The sequence below is a fragment of the Microvirga sp. HS2 genome, assembly GCF_055792805.1.
The window spans coordinates 167,043-185,407 of record NZ_JBVVAJ010000001.1 but is presented as its reverse complement, the minus strand read 5'-3'; the positions used below and the strand labels follow the sequence as shown (position 1 = coordinate 185,407).

Genomic DNA, 18,365 nt, shown 5'->3' with positions numbered 1-18,365 from the left:
CTGCGGGAGGGGTCACGACGATCGCACGATGTTCGGCAGGGCCTGGGCCAGGGCATCTGGATTGAAGGGTTTTTCCCAGCGCGGCACATTCGCATAGGCGGCCGGCACCGAGGATGGATCGTAGCCGGTCGCGAAGACGAACGGGATGCCGCGCTCCGCGAGGGCGTCAGCCACGGGGAAAACCTCTTCGCCGCGCAGGTTGATATCGAGAACGGCGGCGTCGATGCTTTCGCCGGAAGAGAGCAGCCGCAACGCCCTATCGCGCTTCGGCACCGGGCCGACGACCTCCGCGCCGAGCTTTTCGAGGGCCCTCGCCATGTCGTCGGCGATGAAATATTCGTCCTCAACCACGAGAACCCGGTAGCGGGCGAGCGCTCCCTTCTTGGCAGGATCCGTCATGGCCTCTCCTCCTCGTCCGAACCTACGGGAGCTTCCGCTCTCGTGATTAAGTCGTCTTCGGGGCTTTCCGAATAACATAGTTTAATCGCGCGCCGTTCCCTGTCCTCTATGCTCATTGACGTAAGAGGCGACCCGGCAATGGCAGGTTCCCTGATCCGCAAACTGGAGCATTTCGCGAGGGTCTCAGGCGGCGAGAAGCGGCCTCTCGGTGGTGCATGGAACGGCGCGCTGCAGGACATGCGGGCGTCCCGTGCCGCCGTCTTGCGGGAAATGCCTTCAAGGAGATGCCACTCGCCATCCGAACCCGAAATCCATTCAGAGGCTGTCCTCTTCAACGACAGCGGCTTGCATCATGGCGGCCAGGGACACGGGACGGATGCCACCGATGAGAGAGATGTGACGATACCTGATCGCGTGGAAGCCTTGCCCCCGCCGTCGGTCGAGATAAGCGCATGGAACAGCCCCGTCCCAAGATGATCTCCTGGCCCGCCGGCACCGGCGAGATGGCGGAACGGATCCGGGTTCACGATTGGGCATCGACTCCGCTGGGATCTGCCGAGACCTGGCCGCAGAGCCTGAAGACGACCATCGATCTCCTGCTGCCCAGCGGGTTTCCGATGATTGCCCTCTGGGGACCGCAGCTCATCCAGGTCTACAATGACGGTTATCGTGATCTCATGGGTCTCAAGCACCCGGCAGGATTGGGGCAGCCGACCCGTGAATGCTGGCCCGAGGTCTGGCACATCAACGAACCGATCTATCGTCGGATCCGGGCAGGCGAGACGCTCACCTTCGAGAACGGACTCTATCCGCTCGCCCGTTCGGGCCGCCTCGAGGATGCCTGGTTCACCCTGACCTACAGCCCGATCCGGGACGAAACCGGCGCCATCACCGGGGTGCTCGTGACGCTGATCGAGACGACGGGCCGCGTCCTCGCGGAGCGTGCGTTGCGCGAGAGCGAGCAGCGCTACCGCGCGCTCTTCGATTCGATGGACGAGGCCTATGCGGTGGTCGAGGTCATGCACGATGCCGCGAAAGGGTGGAACGACTTCCTGTTCCTGGAAGTGAATTCCGCCTTCATGAAGCATACCGGCATGCCGTATCCCGTCGGGCGCACGGCCACGCAGATTCTCGGAACGCCCAATCCGCACTGGGCTGAAATCTACGGCCGCGTTGTCGAATCCGGAGAGCCGATCCGTTTCGAGGAAGCCGAGTTGACCCTCGGGCGCGTCTTCGACCTCAACGTCTTCCGCCTCGGCGGACCAGGAAGTCGGCGGGTGGCGGTGCTCTTCACGAACGTCTCCGAGCGCAAGCGTTCGGAAGCCGCGCTGCGAAAGAGCCAAGAGCGGCTGCGCCGGGTTCTGGAAACGGAAGCCGTGGGCGTGCTGTTCTTCGATCGCGAGGGAACGCTCATCGATGCCAACGACGTGTTTCTGAGACTGACCGGCTGGTCGCGGGAGGACATGGAGGCTGGCAGCCTCGACTGGCAGCGGATGACCCCGCCCGAATGCGCAACCGAGAGCGAAGCGCAGATGCGGACCCTGCTCGAGACGGGGCGCATCGGTCCTTACGAGAAAGAATATCTGTGCAAGGACGGCAGCCACTCCTGGATGCTGTTCGCCGGCCGCGATCTGGGGGACGGCACCATCGTGGAGTTCGCCATCGATATCAACGCTCTCAAGAAGGCAGAGGATGCGTTGCGCGACAGCGAGGCGCGGTTCCGGGGACTCGTCGAGGGGCTTGCGCAGGCGGTCTGGGAAACCAATGCGGACGGCGTCGTCGTCGAGGACAGTCCGACCTGGCGCGCCTACACCGGGCAAACGCAGGAGGAATGGCTGGGTGACGGCTGGCTGGATGCGATCCATCCCGACGATCGCGATTATGCCGAACGGCAATGGCGGGAGGCGGTCGTCGCCCGACGGGAGCTCGATGCGGAGTTCCGGCTCCGGCGCGCCGGCGGCGGTTGGCAATGGACGAATGTCCGCGCCGTTCCGCTGCTCGGACCCAAAAGCCGCGTGCGCAAATGGGTCGGCATGAACATCGACATCGGCGCTCGGAAGGAGGCCGAGGCCGCGCTGCGCGACAGCGAGGAGCGGTTCCGCCTGGTTGTCGAAAATGCCCATGATTATGCGATTTTCATCACTGATCCGCAGGACCGGATCAGCGATTGGTTTCCGGGAGCGGAGACGGTTTTCGGCTGGAGCGCGGAGGAAATCATCGGCCGGTCCGGCGCTGTCATCTTCACCCCCCAGGATCGCGAGGCGGGCGAGCCGGAAAAGGAGATCGAGATCGCCCGCACGGGAGGCACCGCTGCGAACCGGCGCTGGCATTTGCGTAAGGATGGGCGAAGGGTCTTCATCGAGGGCAGCGTCGCGGCCCTGCGCCGGCAGGACGGCAGCCTGCAGGGCTTTCTCAAGATCGGCCAGGACGTCACCGAGCGTCGGGCGTATGAGGAGACGCTGAAGGCGAGCGAGCGGCATGCCAAGTTCCTGCTGGCGGAGCTCCAGCACCGCGTGAGAAATACCCTCGGCGTGATCCGCTCCATCGCGCGCCGGACGGCGGAAACCAGCGAGACGGCGGAGGATTACGCCATGCATCTCGAGGGCCGCATCGATGCCTTCGCCCGGGTCCAGGCCGCCGTCACCCGCGATCCGGAGGCGGGGCTCGATCTCGAAATGCTGGTGGCCGACGAGCTGCGCGCCGTGGCGGCCCACGAAGGCGAGCAGGTGAAGAGCATTTCCGGCCCCAGGATGCGCCTCCAGCCGAAATCCGCCGAGACGCTCGCTCTTGCCGTTCATGAGCTGGCGACGAACGCCGTCAAATACGGGGCGCTCGCCGCACCGGAGGGGCGCATCGAGGTCGCCTGGAGCGTCGATTCATCGGGCGGCCACCCGCGGCTCGTCTTTCGATGGATCGAGACGGGGGTGCCCCTTGCCAATGCCCGGCCGAGGCGGCGCGGGTTCGGGACCGAGCTGATCGAGCGCACTCTGAACTATGAGCTCGGCGGCGAGGCGCAGCTGGATTTCACGCCCGACGGCCTTCACTGCACCATCGTCCTGCCCGTGGACGCGCACCTCTTCCTGCTCGATCGGAAGAACCGCCGGCACGATTGAGGCACCGGACGAGAAACCGTCCTCATGCCCGATGCGCTGGAATTGCTTTCTCTGGCGTGGAATCCGCGTGTGCCTTCGCCTCGCCGGATATTTGAACGGAGAGCCGGAACCCCTTCGCCGAAATGGGTTCTCGTCTCCCGATCGTGCCCTCAGGCCGGGCGCCCGGCGTCAAGCCGAGAGGTGCATGTAGAGCGCAGCCCTGACGAGGCGGTCGGGGCCGATATCGTCCTGCGCGTTGAACTTCATCAGTTCGGCGAGCCGGCGGCGGGCGCGGTTGATGCGGCTCTTGATCGTACCGATGTTCGTGCCGCAGATCCGCGCGGCGTCCTCATAGGTCAGACCCTCCGCCGTCACGAGCAGAAGCGCCTCGCGCTGATCGATGGGAAGCTGGCCGAGCGCCTTCAGCATATCGTCGAAATCGAGACGCGATCCCTGCTCGGGCATCACGGCGACCTTCTCGGCCCATGCGCCGTCCGGATCCTCGACCTCGCGCTTCCTGCGCCGGACCTGCGTGAGAAAATCGTTGCGCAAGATCGTGAAGAGCCAAGCCTGCATGCTGGTGCCGGGCTGGAATTTATCGAGATTGCTCAAGCCCTTCAGAAGAGCCGCCTGCACCAGGTCGTCCGCGCGGTCGACATTGCCGCAGAGCGAGATCGCAAAGGCGCGCAGGTGAGGAATGGCGGCAAGCATCTGCTCCTTCGAGGGGGTCTCTGCCGCCATTACGCATTCCTTCCAATCTCAGAACCCAAGACCAGACGTCTCCTGGACGGACGGCGCATTAACCTATGTGAAGCGCAACTGCATTCTGGTGAAACGGGCTTATCGGGCGAATATGGCCGAAGAAGGCGGCAAGTCCTCACATGCATTGCATGTCTCATGGTGCGATTAAGTCATTTTCATGCTGCGACCGCCACTCGGACTTTAGTTTTGCCTCGAAGGGGTTAAGCTTTTGCCAAGTCCTAAAATTACATAAGTGAATGAGGTTCCGGTCCTTCTCGCCGATATTCGCCTTTGGACTGCCAGATGTGATTCTCCCGATCCAGGTCCCCGCCTATCGCCCTGCGGGCTCATCACGGTCCCTGTGGCCCACCTGACAGGTATGCACATCCAATGACGCTGACCCGCTGCATGATCGTCGAGGACCAGGCCCTGATCGGCATGTCACTCGAAGCGTTTCTCGAAGATGCCGGCTTCAGGGTGGAAGGACCCTTCCCGAGCAGCGCTCAGGCCATGCGCTGGCTTGAAACCGAGACGCCGGACATCGCGCTTCTCGACGTCATGCTCAAGGACGGCACGTCGCTGGAGATCGCCCGCGTTTTGAAGAGCCGGGGCATTCCCTTCGTGATCTATTCCGGACTGCCGCCGGCAAGGCAGGGGCCGTCCGAATTGCAGGGCGTGCCGTGGCTCGAGAAACCCGTCAGCCGGGAGGTCCTGGCGGCCGCTCTCGATGGACTTCTGGCCGAACGGCAACCCTCCGCCATGCCGGGCGGATGATGGCACGAGGGGGGGTCCGAGCCGAAATATCGAAGGCGGCCGTGCGACGCATCACGGGACAAAGCGGACCCGGGTTCCCGCTCCGAAGGGCGCGCTGCTTGGGTCGTGAGCATCGGATTGATTCCAAAAGCGGATTCCACTTTGCTCCGCGATGGTCTAGAGCCGGATTCCGGCAGCTTTCCCAGGTGGCTTACCTTCCATGACGACACGCTTTCATCGCGGCGACCTGCCCGCGGATTATCAGCCAGGCCCCGCGATCGCGATCGATACCGAGACGCTCGGCCTCAACCCGCACCGGGACCGGCTCTGCGTGGTCCAGATCTCGAAGGGCGACGGGGACGCCGACGTGGTCCAGATCCTGAAGGACGGCCCGGCCCCGGAGAACCTGATCCGCGTCCTGGCCGATGAGAGCGTGCTCAAGATCTTCCATTATGCCCGCTTTGATCTCGCGGTGCTCTTCCATGCCTTCGCGGTGATGCCGCGGCCCGTCTATTGCACCAAGGTGGCTTCGAGGCTGGTGCGCACCTACACGGACCGGCACGGCCTTAAGGACCTCGCGCGGGAGCTCCTCGGGGTCGAATTGTCCAAGCAGCAGCAATCCTCCGACTGGGGGGCCGAAACCCTCACCCCGGCCCAGCTCGATTATGCGGCCTCCGACGTGCTGCATCTCCATGCCCTCAAGGACAAGCTCGACCAGAGGCTGGAGCGGGAGAATCGCCTCGGCATCGCCCATCAATGCTTCTCGTTCCTGCCGACAAGAGCCCAGCTCGACCTGCTCGGCTGGCCCGATACCGATATTTTCGCCCATAGTTGACGCAGGCTTAAACTTTCCCGCATAAAACCCATATCCGTCATAACATCGCCATCACCGCTGGGCATGGCGCCAAGTCGCGATGAGACGGTAAGGGATTGGATTAAACGTGGCGGGATTCCAGGGCACCACGATGCAGAGTGGCCCGGCCTCGAGGCCGGCCGCGCGCGCGCGCGCCTTCCGGCAGGCCAGACGCCATTCCCGCTGGGTGCGCTTCGCCAAGATCGCCATCCCCCTGGGATCCGTTCTGTCCATGGCGGCCGTGGCTCTCTTCGCGTATCTGGAGCCCTTCGCCCAGATCGAGAACCTGAGCTTCGACCATATCGGGGTCAACGGCACGAACGTGACCATGGAGGCCCCCAAGCTCACCGGGTTCAAGAACGACAACCGGCCCTACGAGGTCACGGCCAGCGCCGCCACGCAGGACGTGCGCAAGCCCAATTTCGTGGAGCTGAAGGATTTGAAGGCCCGCATCGTCACCGACGAGAAGGGCAGCGTCGCCAGGCTCGAGGCGATTGTCGGCGTGCTCGACACCCAGAAGGAGCAGATGAACCTGCAGCAGAGCGTCCGGGTGACGACGGATGCGGGCCAGGAAGTCCAGATGCGCTCCGCCTTCGTGGATTTCAAATCCGGCGGAGTGACGTCCAACGAGCCCGTCACCGTGATCCTCGGCGGCAACGGCCGGATCGAGGCCGAAGGGCTCAGGGTCATCGACAACGGCAAGGTTCTGAGCTTCAAGGGGCGGGTTCGCACCACCTTCACCCCGTCGTCCTCCGAGCCTGCGGCTTCTGCCCCGGCCGGGGCCGATTCCACGGCCCCCGTCTCTCCTCCTGCCGCCCCCAAGGCGGCCCAACCGACAAGTGTTCGTCCATGATGAGTTTCGCACGTCACGCGCTCGCTCTTGCGCTTCTCGTTCCGGCAGCGACCTCCGCCGCCTGGGCCCAGGCCTCGAAGGAGCGCGCGGTGGGCTTCGGCAATTTCGGCTCCAGCAAGGAGCCGATCAAGATCGACGCCAACAAGCTCGACGTGTTCGACAAGGAAGGCCGGGCGGTCTTCTCCGGGGACGTGGTGGCGGTTCAGGGCGAGAGCACCATGAAATGCACCGCCATGACCGTGTTCTACGAGCAGAGAAGCGAAGGCGGCGCCGCGCAGCCTGCCGCTGCCGCAGCCCAGGGGCCGAGCGAGAGCGCGATCAAGAAGATCGACTGCAAGGGGCCCGTCACCATCGTGTCCAAGACCCAGGTCGCCACCGGCGACAACGCCACGTTCGACCGGGGAGCCAACAAAATCCTGCTGATCGGCAACGCCGCGCTGAGCGATGGTCCGAATGTGACCCGCGGCGAGCGCGTCGTCTACGACATCAACACGGGCGTCGCGAGCATCGACACCAAGCCCGGCGGCCGGGTCAGGGCGCTGTTCGTGCCCGGCAGCGGCGGACCGGCTCCGACCGGAGCCGGCAACGCCAAGCCCAAGCCGTAATGTCATGGCAAGGCCGGAGGGTGTCCGGCCTTCTCCTTCTGGTGATGGATCTTTCGTGAAACCTCTTTTCAACCGCGCCCCATCCGCACAGGCGGACATGCCGACCCTGGTCCGCCCATCGACAGGCCCGGCGCCGCATGTCGTCGCCCGCCCGGAGGACAAGGGCGTCTTCGGCGGCCCGGGCATCCTGGCCGTCAAGGGCTTGCAGAAGAGCTATCGCGGCCGCACGGTGGTGCAGGACGCAGGCCTGAACGTGCGCGCCGGCGAGGCGGTGGGGCTTCTCGGCCCCAACGGCGCGGGCAAGACCACGATCTTCTACATGATCACCGGCCTCGTGCAGGCGGATCGCGGCGTCATCAGCCTCGACGGGCACGACGTGACGGGCCTTCCCATGTACCGCCGCGCCCGCCTCGGAATCGGCTATCTGCCGCAGGAGGCCTCGATCTTCCGCGGCCTGAGCGTGGAAGACAATATCCGGGCCGTCCTGGAGATCGTGGAGCCGAGCCGCAAGGAACGCGAACGCAAGCTCGACGCGCTGCTCGACGAGTTCAACATCACCCGGCTGCGCAAGGCGCCGTCCATCGCGCTGTCGGGCGGCGAGCGCCGCCGCTGCGAGATCGCCCGCGCGCTTGCGGGCGAGCCCACCTTCATGCTCCTCGACGAGCCCTTCGCCGGCATCGACCCGATCGCGGTCGGCGACATCCAGAATCTCGTGCGCCATCTGACCCGCCGCGGCCTCGGCGTGCTGATCACGGACCATAACGTGCGCGAGACGCTGGGCCTCATCGACCGGGCCTATATCATCCATTCCGGCCGCGTGCTCACCGAGGGAGCGCCGGACGCCATCGTCGCCAACGAGGAAGTGCGCCGCCTCTATCTGGGCGAGGATTTCCGCCTTTGAGCGGGAGGCGGGCGGGACGAACCGCCTTTTGACGGTCAGGCCCTTATCGCGGTAAAAGAAACGGGCGTGTAAAATCGTGCCGGTCTCATGCTGGGTGCCGTGATGAGTTCGATCCAACGGCTTGAGCTGCGCCAGGGCCAATCCCTGACGATGACTCCCCAGCTCGTGCAATCCATCAAGCTGCTGCAGCTCTCCCAGGCGGAGCTGGCCGCCTATGTGGCAGCGGAGCTCGAGCGCAATCCGCTCCTGCAGGAAGCAGAGGCCCATGGGGATGCGCCGCTTCCGAGCCTCGCCGATTTCCTGCGCGCCAAGCAGAGACATGCGCATGCCCAGGGGCGGATGATTCCGGGCCCGCTGCCGGCTCGGGCGGAGAGTGGGGCGGGAGCGTCGATGCCCGGCTCGACCTCCCATTCCGAGCTGAAACCCGAACTCGAGGCGACGCTCGCGGGTCCCCGGAGCCTGACGGACGCTCTCGAAACCCAGCTCGATCTCGGCTCCGCCGATCCTGCGTTGCGCGAGATCGGCCGGTATCTGATCCATGCCCTCGACGAGGCCGGATATCTCACCGAAGAGCTGGAACAGGTGGCGGAGAGGCTCGACGTGCCGCTTGGCCGGGCCGAGGCCGCCCTGCGGCTCATCCAAACCTTCGAGCCGTCCGGAATTGGCGCGAGGAGCCTGAGGGAATGCCTGGAGATCCAGCTCAAGGAGCGCGACCGGCTCGATCCCGCCATGCAGATCCTGCTCTCGCGCCTCGATCTCGTGGCCCGGCAGGACTTCGCTGCCCTTCAGAGGCTCTGCGGCGTGGATCGGGAGGATCTCGCGGACATGCTCGCCGAGATCCGCCGCCTGGAGCCCAGGCCCGGCCTTGCCTTCGCGGCCGCCTCCATCGACCTGCTCGTTCCGGACGTGCTGGTGCGCCAGGCGGCGGATGGCGGCTTCGTCGTGGAGCTCAATCCCGACACGCTCCCGCGCATCCTGCTCAACCGGACCTATTACGCCGAGGTGGCGAAGGCGGTGCGAAGGAGCGAGGACAAGGCCTTCCTCTCGGATTGCCTTCAGGGCGCGAACTGGCTCACCCGCAGCCTCGAACAGCGGGCCGGGACCATTCTGACCGTCGCGACCGAGATCGTTCGCCGGCAGGAGGAGTTTTTCCGCCAGGGCATCGCGGCCCTGCGCCCCCTGACCCTGAAAAGCGTCGCCGAAGCCGTCGGGATGCACGAATCCACCATCTCCCGCGTGACAGCCAACAAGGCGATTGGTTTCGGCGGCATCACGCGCCCCATGAGATTCTTTTTCGGTGCGGCGACGGGTGAGGGGGAGCATGCGGCCAGGGCCGTGCGCCACCGCATCCGCCAGCTCATCGAGGCCGAAGCGCCCGACCAGGTGCTCTCGGACGAGGCGCTGGCCCGGACTCTGAAGACCGAAGGCATCGAGGTCGCCCGGCGGACCGTCGCCAAATACCGGGAAACACTGCGAATTCCTTCATCGGCCGAGCGCCGGAGGAGGAGAGACGCGTGAGGATGACATGATGCTCGAAGAGGCTTGCTTTGCCGCCGGTTCAGGTCATCATGCGCTTAATCAGTCCCATCCAACTGGGCTCTTGTAGAGGGAGATCGCCATGTCGCTGAGGGTTTCGGGCAAGAATCTCGATATCGGTGAGGCGCTCCGATCCCAGGTGGTGGCGCGCATGGCGGACGCCATGTCGAAATATTTCGACGGCGGCTATTCCGGCCATGTCACGGTCGCCAGGGACGGCACGGGATTTCGGACCGATTGCGTGCTTCACCTGACCTCCGGCATCACCATCGAAGCATCCGGAGCCGCCCATGACGCTTACGCGAGCTTCGACCAGTCGGCGATTCGCATCGAGAAACGTCTGCGCCGCTACAAGCAGCGGCTGAAAGAGCACGCCAGTCCGGGCAACGGGCGCGAGATCGGTCTGGAGGCACCCTACGCCGTTTTCGAGGCTCCCACCGACGAGGCTTTCGAAGAGGGAGGCTATCATCCTGTCGTCATTGCGGAAACAACGAAGCCGCTCCACCGTTTCTCGGTCAGCGACGCCGTGATGCAGCTCGATCTGACCGGGGCCGCGGCTCTCGTGTTCATCCATGCTAGCACCGGCCGCGTTAACGTCGTATACCGCCGCGGCGACGGGGCGATCGGTTGGGTCGACCCGCCGCCCGCTCAGCCCTGACGGGGATTACTCCGTCTGGGCCTGGTTTTGCCTGGAACGGTGGATGGCTTTGAAGGCTTCACACCTTAACGCAGCGTGATCGATGCCCTTGCTGGATTTCCTAGACCCCCAGGCCGTTCTCCCCGCCTTGCGTGTGAGCGGCAAAAAGCAGGCTCTTCAGGAGCTGGCCACCCATGCGGCCAAACTCACCGGCCTGTCCGAGAACGCCATCTACGAGGCTCTTCTCCAGCGCGAGCGCCTCGGCTCCACCGGGATCGGCGAAGGGATCGCCATTCCGCACGGTAAGCTGCCCGGACTGACCCGCATCTTCGGCCTGGTCGCCCGGCTGGAAAAGCCGATCGATTTCGAAGCCCTCGACGGCCAGCAGGTGGACGTGCTCTTCCTGCTCCTCGCGCCGGAGGGCGCGGGGGCGGACCATCTGAAGGCCCTGGCCCGGGTCGCGCGGGTGCTGCGCGAGCCCGGCCTCATCGAGCGGGTGCGCGCCACCCGGGACGCGGCCGCTCTCTACGCCATCATGACCGAGCTGCCGAAGGCGGCCTGACCGCACCGCAAAGACGCCAACTTCACGCAAGCTAGCCGGATTATTGTCCTCTCAATAAAGAGGGAGAATCGGGGCAATGCTGACTCGTGCTGGGTTGCGTTGGCCGTCTGTCAGGGTGCGCGTCGCAACCCTGAGCGGCGTCATGGTGTTGGGTTTCGCGGTGATCGGCGCCGTGTTTCAGATCGGCCGAAGCGAGGTGGAAAGCGCCCTCGTTACGCAGCAGACCTACTTCGCCTTGGCCGAAAAGGCCTACCAGTTCCGCGGACGCGCCGATGCGCTGAAGGCGGTGGCCCAGGATTGGACCGCGACCCGGCAGGGCCATCACGGCCAAGCCTTCTTCGATCAGCAGAAGGCCCTTGCCGCAGAGCTTGCGGCGATGGCCACGGCTCCGGGAGCCACACTGATCGAGGAGGAGATCAAGGAGCTCGCGCAGCAATCGGCAAGCCTGGGCGAGCAGGGTTCGGCTCTCGACAAGCTCTATACCAGCATCGGCTACAGGGTGAACGAGGGAGCTCTGGGACGTCTTCTCTCTGCGGAGGACGATCTCGAAAAACTGGTCAGGCCGCTTACCGGGAACGGTGATGTGGCCGCTTTCCGTTTATGGGCCGCCACGCTGGGCATGTTCCGGCAGGAAGCCCGCGTCAGGCACGTCATGGACGAGACCCTGCTGGGCGCCTTCGAGGTCGATCAGGGCCGCTTCACGCGCGCTCTGGCGCAGCTTCCCGCGGAAGTCGCTGCCGAGAAGGCCTCGGTCGAGCAGGCGGGTGAAGCCTACCGGACCGCTTTCGGCGCCTGGGCCGAGCTGGAGCAGCAGGTGTCCGGCCAGGGCGAGCGCCTGAAAGGGCAGTTCGATCTGCTCGTGCCGTTCCTCGAACAGCTCCTCACGAAGGTCCATGCGCAAGCCGAGCAGACAGCCGAGGCCCTCACGGCCTCTCAGCAGCGCACGTTCACGCTGATCCTCTGGGCCATGGGCGTCACCCTGCTTTTGGGGCTCGCGCTCAATGTCCTCGTCGGGCGGTCGATCTCCCTGCCGCTGACCCGTCTCCAGCAGGCCATGCAGCGTCTGGCCGACGGCGATGCCGGAATCGAGGTGCCCTCCACAGGCGCTTCCGACGAAATCGGCGCGATGGCCCGCACGGTCCTGGTCTTCCGCGACAATGCTCGGGAGCGTGAGCGGCTGACCCAGGAGCAGGAAGGGCAGGCTGCCTTCGAGGCCCGCCGCGCCCAGGCCATTGCCGAGGCTATCGCGCGCTTCGACGCCTCCGTGGAGGAGATCCTCGCGGAAGTCCGCCGCGCGACCGGCGAACTCGCCGCGGCTTCGGGGCAGCTGGAGAGCTCTTCCCATCAGGTGACCCAGCAGGCGCAGGTCGCCGGCAGCGTCTCCTCCCGCACGTCGCAGAACATCGCGACGGTGGCGAGCGCCGCCGAGGAGCTGGATGCCTCGCTTGCCGAGGTGGCGGCTCGGACGAGCGCCTCGGCGGAAGCGTCCCAGCGCGCCGTCTCCGAGGCGCGGGGCGCCTCCGGCAGCATGACGGTCCTGGCGGAAGCGACGTCCCATATCGGGCAGGTGGCCGACCTCATCCGGTCCATCGCTTCGCAGACGAACCTGCTGGCGCTCAACGCCACCATCGAGGCGGCGCGCGCCGGCGAGGCCGGCAAGGGCTTCGCGGTCGTGGCGGCAGAAGTGAAGGACCTGGCAGGCCAGACCGCCAAGGCGACCGAGGAGATCGCGCGGCAGATCGAGGCGGTTCAGGCCGCCTCCCGCGAGACGCTCGTGGCGCTCGGCTCCGTGCAGGCCTCCGTGGACGATCTCGCCGGCGTCGTGTCCGCGGTCGCGGGAACGGTGAGCCAGCAGACGGTGGCGGTGTCTGACATCGCGCGCTCCGTCTCGCAGGTCTCGTCGGAAGCGCAGGCCGGGACCTCCGCCATCGAGACCACGGAGACCGTTGCGGTCCATTCGCTCGATGCCGCCCGTGCCGTCGCGAACCTGTCCGCGGCGCTGGACAGCCAAGCCGAGCGTCTCGGCCGCGAGATCCACCAGTTCCTCGCCAGCGTCAGGGCCGCCTGACGCTGGATTGTGCAGATATGCTCCATCGTCATCTCCGGCCTTGTGCCGGGGATCCACGTCTTGGGAGCGCGGTGTTTCTCAAGACGTGGATGGCCGGATCAAGTCCGGCCATGACGGGACTGGAGCGTCATCGCTTGCTGCCTTATGTCAGCTCCGCAGTCCATCATCCCTGTGAATGGGCTCAGGGGCGGTCGGCCAGCTCCCAGACGAGCTGCACGTTGGCGGTGTAGCGGATCGTCGCCGGGGGCACGAGCGGGATGGAATCCGCCTCCTTGGCGGCCATCTGCATGCGCATCATGGGTTGCGGCTCGAAGGGGTGGGCTGAGCCGTCGCGGATCTCGATCAGCCGCCCTAAAGCGACGCCCGCTGCGGCGGCATAGACCTCGGCTTGGCGCTTTGCGTCCCGTACGGCTGCCTCCCGGGCCTTGTCCCCGCCTTCTTCCTGGCGGTCGAGTCCGAAGGACACCGATTGGAAGGTCATGTCGCCGCTCGCCAGAATCTCGCCTGCGAGCTGACCGACACCATCGATGTTGCGGGTCTTGATGCGCAGCTGGTGATTGGCCGAGAACTTCGGCACCTTGATCTCCCGCCCGTCGGGGCCGAGCCGCGGGGGCGTCTGGAAGACCTGGAAATTTGCCGTCTGGATGTCGTCCCTCTTGATCCCGAGCCCCTGGATTCGCGCCAGCACACGCTCCGTGCCCGCACGATTTGCGCTGGATGCCTGTGCGACCGTGTCCCCGGTCGTCTCCACGCTGACATGGATGGTGGCGAAATCCGGCTTCAGCTCAGCTTCTCCGGTCCCCGTGACGCTGATGGTCGGCTGGCGTGGGGCAGGCGATTGGGCGAAAGCGGCGGAGGCGAGGCCGATGACAAGAGCGGCGGCGAGAGCAAGGCGCATGGTCATGAATGTCCTTATCAGCAAACGACAACTCCGCCCGGAGGCGGAGTTGAAAGGGCATTCCATGGTGTCAGGGCAAACCTGAGCGGGCGATTAACGGCCCGTCTTCACCCGGGTCCAGAGGCGGGTGACGGTGCGCTGCGAGCGCTCGTCATAGGCCGTGTTGGTGAAGAGGCGCTTCATGGTGGCGTCGTCCGGGTAAATGCCGGGATTGTCGAGAATCGCCGGATCCACATGCTGCTTGGCGGCCAGATTGCCCGAGGCGTAGGACACGTAGTTCGTGTTCATGGCGGCGATCTCGGGCCGCATCATAAAGTTGATGAACTCGTGCGCCTCGGCCACGTTCTTGGCATCCGCCGGGATCACGAAGCTGTCGAACCACATCAGGGCGCCTTCGCGCGGGATCACATAGGCGACCTCAACGCCGTTCTTGGCTTCCTCGGCCCGGGTCTTGGCCTGGATCATGTCGCCCGAATAGCCTACCGCCACGCAGATGTCGCCGTTGGCGAGGGCGTTGATGTATTCGGAGGAGTGGAACTTCTGGATGTTGCCGCGGATGCGGAACAGAGCGTCGCCCGCCTTGTTCAGGTCCTCGGTGCGCTTGGAATCGGGGTTCAGCCCCAGATAGGCCAGCACGCCGGGGAAGAGATCCTCAGGTGAGTCCAGCATGTAGATGCCGCAGCTCTTGAGCTTCGAGGCGATCTCCGGCTTCATCACCAGGTCCCAGGTGTTGAGCGGCATGTCGCCGAGGATTTCCTTCACCTTCTTGACGTTCAGGCCGATGCCGGTGGTGCCCCACATGTAGTTCACGGCATATTGGTTGCCCGGATCGAACACGGAGAGGTTCTTCGAGATCTCCGGCCACTGGTTCGACAGGTTCGGCAACTTCGACTTGTCGAGCTTCTGGAACACCTTGGCGCCGATCAGGCGCTGCACGAACGGGCCCGACGGCACGACGATGTCGTAGCCCGACTTGCCGGCGAGCAGCTTCGTCTCGACGATCTCGTTGTTGTCGTAGGTGTCGTAGACCACCTTGATGCCGGTTTCCTTCGTAAACTCGTCCAGCGCCTTGGGATCCACGTAGTCGGACCAGTTGTAGACGTTGACCACACGCTCTTGAGCGGCGGCGGCGGTGACAAGGCCGAAGCCCAGAGCAACCGAAGCGAGAAGACGGATCATCAGGGGAGGGAACTCCTTGGAAAGAGGGAAAAAGCCGTGGCCGGCTAGACGCTTACTTGAAGTCCTATTGTCCCCCGCGTCAAGGCCGCTCGGGACGAGGCTGTGAACGGGTGAGCGAAGGAAGACGTTCGGCTCCGTCGCTCATCCCACCGGCAGCGCGCCTAGCGCCTCAAGCCGCCCGTTTGACCGCCTTCGCCAAGCGCTCCAACCCCGCGTCGAGGGTCGAATCCTTCTTGGCGAAGCAGAAGCGCACCACGTTCTTCACCGCGCCCTCCGCATAGAAGGCCGAGACCGGGATCGCGGCGACGCCGTGCTCCAGGACGAGGCGGCGGCAGAAGGCCACGTCGTCGGTCTCGCCGAGGGCCGAGATGTCGATATTGACGAAATAGGTACCCTGGCTCGGGATCACGTCGAAGCCGAGCGTCCTCAAGCCTTCCGTGAAGCGGTCGCGGCTGCGGGCGAAGGTCTTGCGCATGCCTTCGAAATACGCATCGTCCTTGGCCAGCCCGTAGGCCACGGCGGACTGGAGGTTCGGCGGGGTGGTGAAGGTGAGGAACTGGTGGGATTTCGCCAGCACCTTCATGATGTGGGGAGCGGCCGCCACGAAGCCCACCTTCCAGCCCGTGAGGCTGAAGATCTTTCCGGCCGAGCCGATCTTCACCGAGCGGTCGCGCATGCCGTCCAGCCCGAGAACCGGCTGGTGCCGGATGCCATCGAACACCACGTGCTCCCACACCTCGTCCGAGATCGCGATGGCATCGAACTTGCGGCAGAATGCGGCGAGGAGGTTGAGGTCCTCGGCCGAGAACACGGTCGCCGTGGGATTGAGCGGATTGTTGAATACCACCGCCTTGGTCTTCGGCGAGAAGGCCCGCGACAGAGCTTCCTCGGTGAGCCGGAAATGCGGCGGCTGGAGCGTGACGAATTTCGGCACGCCGCCAGCGAGACGCACCAGCGGCAGATACGCGTCGTACATGGGCTCGAAGAGCACTACCTCGTCGCCGGGCTCCACGATCCCGAGGATCGCGCCCGCGAGCGCCTCGGTCGCGCCGGAGGTCACCATCACCTCCGTGTTCGCATCGAGATCGAGATCCTGCCAATGCTTGTAGTGAGCGGCGATGGCCGAGCGCAGCTCCGGAATGCCCATCATCGAGGGATATTGGTTGTAGCCGTTGAGCACCGCGTCCGCGGCCGCGCGCCGCACGTCCTCCGGCCCGGGATCGTCCGGGAAGCCCTGGCCGAGATTGATCGCGCCGGTTTCCCGGGCCAGGCTCGACATGACTTCGAAGACGGTGGTGGGCAGGTTCGCGAACAGACGGTTCATGCCGGTCCCTCGATCGGTGTGCGGTGATGGGGATGCGTTCGTATCACGGAAGAGCCGCAGGATTGAACCTGTAACAAAGAGTGACACCCGGCGGCGCTGTTGCTATCCGGGACGGGACAACATCAATTCGTTCATGCGTCCGTCCCGGCTGCCCCTCATCCTTGGCCTCATGCTCCTCGTCGGGGGGCTGAGCCTCGCTTCCCTCGTCATCGGGCCGGCCCCGATCGCGCCCGTCCGGGCCTTGACGGCGCTCGTCTCCGATCAGGGCAGCGCGACCATCGTGGTGCGCGACATCCGCCTGCCGCGGACGCTGCTGGCTCTTCTCATCGGCTGGATCTTCGGGCTCACCGGGGCGGGGCTGCAGGGGCTGCTCCGCAATCCGCTCGCCGACACGGCCGTGTTCGGCGCGCCGCAGGCCGCCGCCTTCGGGGCGGTGCTGGTGATCTATTCCGGTTTGGTGGGGGCCCTGTCCTGGGCGCTGCCGTTCGCCGCGATCCTGGGCGCGCTCGCCTCGGTGGCGCTCGTCGTGGCGGTCGCCGGTCGCAAGGCGACCGTGGCGGTGCTCGTTCTGTCGGGCCTGGCGATCGGAAGCCTCGCAGGGGCGGGAACCTCGCTCGCCATCAGCCTCTCGTCCAATCCCTTCGCCGTCACCGAAATCGTGTTCTGGCTCCTCGGCTCCTTCGAGGACCGCTCCGTCACGCATGTCTGGCTCGCGGCGCCCTTCATCCTCGTCGCCTCGGCGCTCGTCCTGGCCTCTTCGAACGGCTTGCGGGCGCTGGCCCTCGGCGAAGAGACGGCGCGCAGCCTCGGCGCGAACGTCATGCGCCTGCGGCTTCTCCTCGTGGCGGGAGCGGCCATCGGCACAGGCGCTTCGGTGGCCGTGGCGGGGTCCATCGGCTTCGTGGGCCTCGTCGCGCCTCATCTGATTCGCCCCTTCGTGGGATACGACCCGGCCCGCACCCTCGTGCCGTCCGGCCTCGTCGGCGCAGCGCTCCTGCTCGCGGCCGATTGCGCCGTGCGGCTCATCCCATCGCAGACGGAGATCAAGGTCGGGGTCCTCACGGCCATTCTCGGGGTGCCGTTCTTCCTCTGGGTCATCGCCCGCCGCAAGGCGGAGCTCGCGGAGATGCCCCTATGACCGAGCTCCGGGCCCGGGGCCTCTCCGTCGATCTCGGCCGCCGCCATGCGCTCTCGAGCGTCGATCTCACCCTGCGTCCGGGCCGCCTCACGGCGATCGTCGGCCCCAACGGCGCGGGCAAGACGACGCTCATGCGCACGCTCGCGGGCCTTCTGGAGCCCAGCTCAGGGCAGGTGAGCCTCGATGGGCGGCCGGTCGCACGCATGAAGGCCGGGGAGCGGGCGCGCTCCATCGCTTACCTGCCGCAGGGCGGCAGCGTCGCCTGGCCGCTCCCCGTCTCAGACGTCGTCGCCCTCGGGCGCCTGCCGCATGGCGAGAGGCCCGGCAGCCTGTCTCCGCCCGGGCACGCGGCTGTCGCCGCCGCCCTTCAGGCGGTGGGCCTCGAAGGCTTCGAGGATCGGGCCGCGACGGAACTGTCGGGGGGCGAGCGCGCGCGCGTGCTTCTGGCCCGCGCCTTGGCGACGCAGGCGCCGGTGCTCCTGGCCGACGAGCCCGTCGCGGCGCTCGATCCGCGCCACCAGCTCATCGTGCTGGATGTGCTGAAGAGCCAAGCCCGGACCGGCAGAACGGCGGTCGTCATCATGCACGACCTGACCTTGGCCGCACGCTTCGCAGATGAGATCATTCTTCTGGACCGAGGGAAGGTCGCCGCCTCGGGGCTGCCGGAAACGGTTTTGACCGAGGAGGGACTCGCCGCCCATTTCGGCATTCAGGCCCATGTCTCCCGCGACGGGGGACATCTCATCGTGGTGGCGGAGCGTCCGCTTCCGGGGCCGGGACAGACGGGCTGAGGATCCGAAGCGAGGTGATAGTCTTACATTGACAA

At 65.7% G+C, this 18,365-nt stretch carries 17 protein-coding genes; 12 read left to right on the top strand and 5 right to left on the bottom strand.

Annotated elements, in window-relative coordinates; all coding sequences use genetic code 11:
* Window positions 1-12: 12 nt before the first annotated feature.
* Complete coding sequence (locus ACS5Q0_RS00835; RefSeq protein ID WP_473124701.1) at window positions 13-399, bottom strand: response regulator; 387 nt, start codon at window positions 397-399, stop codon at window positions 13-15.
* 452 nt (window positions 400-851) lie between these two features.
* Between ACS5Q0_RS00835 and ACS5Q0_RS00830 the strand changes: the two genes are divergently transcribed.
* Window positions 852-3,512, top strand: coding sequence for a PAS domain S-box protein (locus ACS5Q0_RS00830; RefSeq protein WP_473124700.1), 2,661 nt, complete (start codon window positions 852-854; stop codon window positions 3,510-3,512).
* A gap of 168 nt (window positions 3,513-3,680) precedes the next feature.
* Here the strand turns inward: ACS5Q0_RS00830 and ACS5Q0_RS00825 are convergent, their stop codons facing one another.
* Window positions 3,681-4,232 carry a sigma-70 family RNA polymerase sigma factor gene (locus tag ACS5Q0_RS00825; protein ID WP_473124699.1) on the bottom strand — a complete coding sequence of 184 codons (552 nt, stop codon included), beginning with the start codon at window positions 4,230-4,232 and terminating at the stop codon, window positions 3,681-3,683.
* Between the two features lie 390 nt (window positions 4,233-4,622).
* Here ACS5Q0_RS00825 and ACS5Q0_RS00820 point away from each other — a divergent pair, with 390 nt between their 5' ends.
* The 9 genes from ACS5Q0_RS00820 to ACS5Q0_RS00780 all read left to right on the top strand — a co-directional run bounded on the left by ACS5Q0_RS00820 (window position 4,623) and on the right by ACS5Q0_RS00780 (window position 13,000).
* Window positions 4,623-5,006 carry a response regulator gene (locus tag ACS5Q0_RS00820; protein WP_473124698.1) on the top strand — a complete coding sequence of 128 codons (384 nt, stop codon included), beginning with the start codon at window positions 4,623-4,625 and terminating at the stop codon, window positions 5,004-5,006.
* A 199-nt stretch (window positions 5,007-5,205) separates the two neighbouring features.
* On the top strand, window positions 5,206-5,820 hold the full coding sequence (locus ACS5Q0_RS00815) for a ribonuclease D (RefSeq protein WP_473124697.1): 615 nt from the start codon (window positions 5,206-5,208) through the stop codon (window positions 5,818-5,820).
* A gap of 106 nt (window positions 5,821-5,926) precedes the next feature.
* Window positions 5,927-6,691: an LPS export ABC transporter periplasmic protein LptC gene (lptC, locus tag ACS5Q0_RS00810; protein WP_473124696.1), complete on the top strand. Its 765-nt coding sequence runs from the start codon at window positions 5,927-5,929 to the stop codon at window positions 6,689-6,691.
* On the top strand, window positions 6,688-7,296 hold the full coding sequence (locus ACS5Q0_RS00805) for an LptA/OstA family protein (protein WP_473124695.1): 609 nt from the start codon (window positions 6,688-6,690) through the stop codon (window positions 7,294-7,296). Before lptC ends, ACS5Q0_RS00805 begins: the two co-directional genes overlap by 4 nt.
* Before the next feature lie 97 nt (window positions 7,297-7,393).
* The gene (lptB, locus tag ACS5Q0_RS00800; protein ID WP_473124986.1) at window positions 7,394-8,197 is read left to right on the top strand and encodes an LPS export ABC transporter ATP-binding protein; all 804 of its coding nucleotides are present in this window, start codon (window positions 7,394-7,396) and stop codon (window positions 8,195-8,197) included.
* A 102-nt stretch (window positions 8,198-8,299) separates the two neighbouring features.
* Window positions 8,300-9,715: an RNA polymerase factor sigma-54 gene (rpoN, locus tag ACS5Q0_RS00795; RefSeq protein WP_473124694.1), complete on the top strand. Its 1,416-nt coding sequence runs from the start codon at window positions 8,300-8,302 to the stop codon at window positions 9,713-9,715.
* A gap of 100 nt (window positions 9,716-9,815) precedes the next feature.
* Window positions 9,816-10,391 (top strand): ribosome hibernation-promoting factor, HPF/YfiA family, encoded by a 576-nt coding sequence (hpf, locus tag ACS5Q0_RS00790; protein ID WP_473124693.1) that lies wholly within the window; start codon window positions 9,816-9,818, stop codon window positions 10,389-10,391.
* An 82-nt stretch (window positions 10,392-10,473) separates the two neighbouring features.
* On the top strand, window positions 10,474-10,932 hold the full coding sequence (ptsN, locus tag ACS5Q0_RS00785) for a PTS IIA-like nitrogen regulatory protein PtsN (RefSeq protein WP_473124692.1): 459 nt from the start codon (window positions 10,474-10,476) through the stop codon (window positions 10,930-10,932).
* Between the two features lie 76 nt (window positions 10,933-11,008).
* Window positions 11,009-13,000 carry a methyl-accepting chemotaxis protein gene (locus tag ACS5Q0_RS00780; protein WP_473124691.1) on the top strand — a complete coding sequence of 664 codons (1,992 nt, stop codon included), beginning with the start codon at window positions 11,009-11,011 and terminating at the stop codon, window positions 12,998-13,000.
* Window positions 13,001-13,181: 181 nt separating this feature from the next.
* On the opposite strand, the gene ACS5Q0_RS00775 is transcribed toward ACS5Q0_RS00780, so the two are convergent.
* The 3 genes from ACS5Q0_RS00775 to ACS5Q0_RS00765 all read right to left on the bottom strand — a co-directional run bounded on the left by ACS5Q0_RS00775 (window position 13,182) and on the right by ACS5Q0_RS00765 (window position 16,401).
* A complete protein-coding gene (locus ACS5Q0_RS00775; RefSeq protein WP_473124690.1) occupies window positions 13,182-13,904 on the bottom strand; it encodes an SIMPL domain-containing protein in 723 nt (240 codons plus the stop codon).
* Between the two features lie 87 nt (window positions 13,905-13,991).
* The gene (locus tag ACS5Q0_RS00770) at window positions 13,992-15,077 is read right to left on the bottom strand and encodes a polyamine ABC transporter substrate-binding protein (RefSeq protein WP_473124689.1); all 1,086 of its coding nucleotides are present in this window, start codon (window positions 15,075-15,077) and stop codon (window positions 13,992-13,994) included.
* Between the two features lie 169 nt (window positions 15,078-15,246).
* Window positions 15,247-16,401: an aminotransferase gene (locus ACS5Q0_RS00765; protein WP_473124688.1), complete on the bottom strand. Its 1,155-nt coding sequence runs from the start codon at window positions 16,399-16,401 to the stop codon at window positions 15,247-15,249.
* Window positions 16,402-16,534: 133 nt separating this feature from the next.
* On the opposite strand from ACS5Q0_RS00765, the gene ACS5Q0_RS00760 reads away from it, so the two are divergent.
* Both ACS5Q0_RS00760 and ACS5Q0_RS00755 read left to right on the top strand, forming a co-directional pair.
* The gene (locus tag ACS5Q0_RS00760; RefSeq protein ID WP_473124687.1) at window positions 16,535-17,539 is read left to right on the top strand and encodes a FecCD family ABC transporter permease; all 1,005 of its coding nucleotides are present in this window, start codon (window positions 16,535-16,537) and stop codon (window positions 17,537-17,539) included.
* Window positions 17,536-18,330 (top strand): ABC transporter ATP-binding protein, encoded by a 795-nt coding sequence (locus ACS5Q0_RS00755; RefSeq protein WP_473124686.1) that lies wholly within the window; start codon window positions 17,536-17,538, stop codon window positions 18,328-18,330. Before ACS5Q0_RS00760 ends, ACS5Q0_RS00755 begins: the two co-directional genes overlap by 4 nt.
* Window positions 18,331-18,365 lie beyond the last annotated feature (35 nt).